3 protein-coding genes are annotated in these 2,927 nt (G+C 32.0%); 1 reads left to right on the top strand and 2 read right to left on the bottom strand.

Translation table 11 applies throughout. The annotated features are described in order from the left end of the window. A partial coding sequence (locus tag J7K39_00125; GenBank protein ID MCD6178286.1) for a sodium/proton-translocating pyrophosphatase occupies positions 1-431 on the bottom strand: 431 nt, incomplete at its 3' end. Between the two features lie 541 nt (positions 432-972). Between J7K39_00125 and J7K39_00120 the strand changes: the two genes are divergently transcribed. Then, positions 973-1,548 (top strand): bifunctional nuclease family protein, encoded by a 576-nt coding sequence (locus tag J7K39_00120; GenBank protein MCD6178285.1) that lies wholly within the window; start codon positions 973-975, stop codon positions 1,546-1,548. Between the two features lie 84 nt (positions 1,549-1,632). Here the strand turns inward: J7K39_00120 and J7K39_00115 are convergent, their stop codons facing one another. Next, the gene (locus tag J7K39_00115; protein MCD6178284.1) at positions 1,633-2,898 is read right to left on the bottom strand and encodes a nucleoside permease; all 1,266 of its coding nucleotides are present in this window, start codon (positions 2,896-2,898) and stop codon (positions 1,633-1,635) included. Positions 2,899-2,927 lie beyond the last annotated feature (29 nt).

Below are 2,927 nucleotides of genomic sequence, written 5' to 3'. Positions count from 1 at the left end.
ATACCAAACCAAGCAACTCCATAAGAGCCTAAAATTCCTAAAATCATCCAGCCTATAATCATTAAAACAGCACCTGCACCAAATAAATTCTCTCCGGTATCAGGATCAACGGATAAAAATCCAAAGTAAAAAGCGACTATCGTTCCGATAAAAGCAAACAGAATCAGAATAAATTTCCCTTGCTGAATCAAATAGGTTTTTGATGTTTCAAAAATAACTTGAGCAACATCCAACATGGATTTATGAGCTCTGATTTTTTTCACCTGAACAAATTGGTATAAACCAAAAAGCATTCCAGCTATTGTGATTAAAAATCCCCAGTATAAAATACTTTGTTCTTTAATTGAATCGGGAATTACAAGATCTGCCTCGCTGGCCATGGTGAGCACAGGAAGCATTAACCCAACAAAAATTGCGATTAGTTTTTTCATTTAGAATTTAGATTTAGTGATTAATTTTTCAGATTGGTAATAAATGCCAAGGCGACATTTTAGGGAAAGCGATATACTTTGGACGATTTTGTTTTCTACACAAAAATATACTGCGTTAAAACCAATCATTTTTTTTTTAATCTGATGACAAAAATAGAAAAATATGTATACACTTCTTATGCATGCATAAAAACTTTTTGTGTTTTAAATCTACTTGTCCATCATGTTTACCATTACCACAACAAGAATATATCGTTAATTGCTATATATCAGACTATTAATCCTTAAAAATTTAATTTTAATCTATCTAAGAAAAAATATCAAACGATTGAAATTTATTCAAAAATATTCGTTTTTACAGCATTAATTCATAAAATATGAAGAAAAAAACGTCTGTTTTCTTGCTTGGAAAAATATTCTGACACACAAAAACAAAACCTTATAGGTAAATAAGAAAATTTTATTTTCATTTAAGTTTTTTCAATATTAGAATTACATTCTTTCTGAAAATAATGTACATTTGTGTAAGATTAAGTTTCGTATGCAAAAAATAGAGTTAAAAATAGTTGGTTTGTCTTATAGTCACTCTCAAAGTAGTGCTTATGCACTTATTTTGGGCGAAGTAAATGGAAACCGCCGTTTACCAATCATTGTGGGCGGGTTAGAAGCTCAGGCTATTGCCATTGAGGTTGAGAAATTAAAACCTGCTCGCCCATTAACTCACGATTTATTTAAAACTTTTGCTGAAACATTTGATATAGAAATTAAGGAAGTTGTTATTAATAAATTCCAAGAAGGGATTTTTTATTCGATACTAGTTTGTGAAAAAGATGGAGAAACTGTAGAATTAGACTCGCGCACCTCTGATGCCGTAGCTATTGCATTACGGTTTAATAGTCCAATCTATACCTATGAAAGCATAATGTCGGTAGGAGGAATTGTACTTGACCCTGATGAAGAAAACAAAAAGATATCAAAAGAACAAGGTACTGACGATAGTGAATTTATAGATTTAAGTATTAGTAATTTAAACGATCTATTACTTAAGGCAATTGAGGATGAAAACTACGAACGCGCCTCTATTATTCGCGACGAAATAAATAAAAGAAAAAAGTAACATCTATTCTTATATTTTAAAAGAAAAGGCATTCGTAAGTTTACGAATGCCTTTTCTCTTTAGATTATTTCCTCAGCTCTATTTCTAGTGCTTCACCTCCCCTATCTCGTCAGGGTTATGCTTATGCTTGAATAAAATAATAAATAATATCGCTACTACAAGAGCATATCCTGCAAAAGCAAGCCATATATTATGCCAATCCCATACCCCGTCTGGGAGAACATAAAATTTATCAATAATCATACCACTTCCCAATGCTCCAATCATTGTTCCGAATCCATTTGTCATCATCATAAATAAACCTTGAGCACTTCCTCGCATTTTACTGTCTGTAGCTGTTTCTATAAATAAAGAACCAGAGATATTGAAAAAATCAAATGCCATACCATAAACAATCATTGAAACAACAATTAGTACCAGCCCATAACCATCTGGTGTTCCATAAGCAAACAAGCCAAAACGTAAAACCCAAGCAAATAAACTTATTATCATTACTTTTTTAATACCAAAACTTTTTAAAAAAAATGGAATTGCTAGAATAAAAAGAGTTTCAGAAATTTGAGAAATTGACATAATGATTGTAGAGTATTTAACTACGGCTGAGTTGGCATATTGTGGAATATCCTTAAAATGATCAAGAAAACGATCTCCATACATGTTTGTTAGTTGTAGAGATGCTCCTAAAAGCATTGAGAAAATAAAAAATATTGCCATTTTATAATTGGCAAATAATTTAAACGCTTCTAAACCAAATATTTCCACAAATGATGATTTCCCTTCTGTTTTTTCTTTTAGTTGTGGAGGGCATTTAGGCAATGTGAAAGAATAAATGCCTAGTATTAACGAAGCGAATGCCGAAATATAAAACATATTTACGCTTGCTTTATTTCCTGTAAGATTTACAAACCACATTGCTGCAATAAATCCTATTGTTCCCCAAACTCTAATTGGTGGAAATGATTTTACAACGTCAAGCTTAGCCTTGCTTAATGCATTATATGCAATTGTATTTGTAAGTGCGATTGTAGGCATATAAAAACTCATCGCGACCAACATTACCCAAAAAAACGTTTGTGGATCTTTAATTAATGGAAAGCTTGCAACTGCTGCACCAGCAATAATATGTGAAATTGCAAATACTCTTTCTGCGTTTATCCATCTATCTGCTATTATTCCAGTTAGTGTAGGCATAAACAAAGAAGCAATGCCGAGTGTCAGGAAAACTGCTCCAAATTCAGTAGGACCCCAAGCCATTGTCCCAAACCAATAGTTGGCAATTGTAATTAACCAAGCTCCCCAAATAAAAAATTGGAGAAAGTTCATTAGTATAAGTCGTAATTTAATTCCCATAGTCTATGTTGTTATTGATATTAATATGT

The sequence above is a fragment of the Bacteroidales bacterium genome (assembly GCA_021157585.1).
GTDB lineage: Bacteria > Bacteroidota > Bacteroidia > Bacteroidales > UBA12170 > UBA12170.
Note: the sequence above shows the minus strand (reverse complement) of the source record. Positions and strands in the feature narration are given on the sequence as shown.

Bases quoted from the DNA above. Each gene is read 5' to 3' on its own strand.
- J7K39_00120 (MCD6178285.1), top strand. From the start codon at position 973: ATGCAAAAAATAGAGTTAAAAATAGTTGGTTTGTCTTATAGTCACTCT.
- J7K39_00115 (MCD6178284.1), bottom strand. From the start codon at position 2,898: ATGGGAATTAAATTACGACTTATACTAATGAACTTTCTCCAATTTTTT.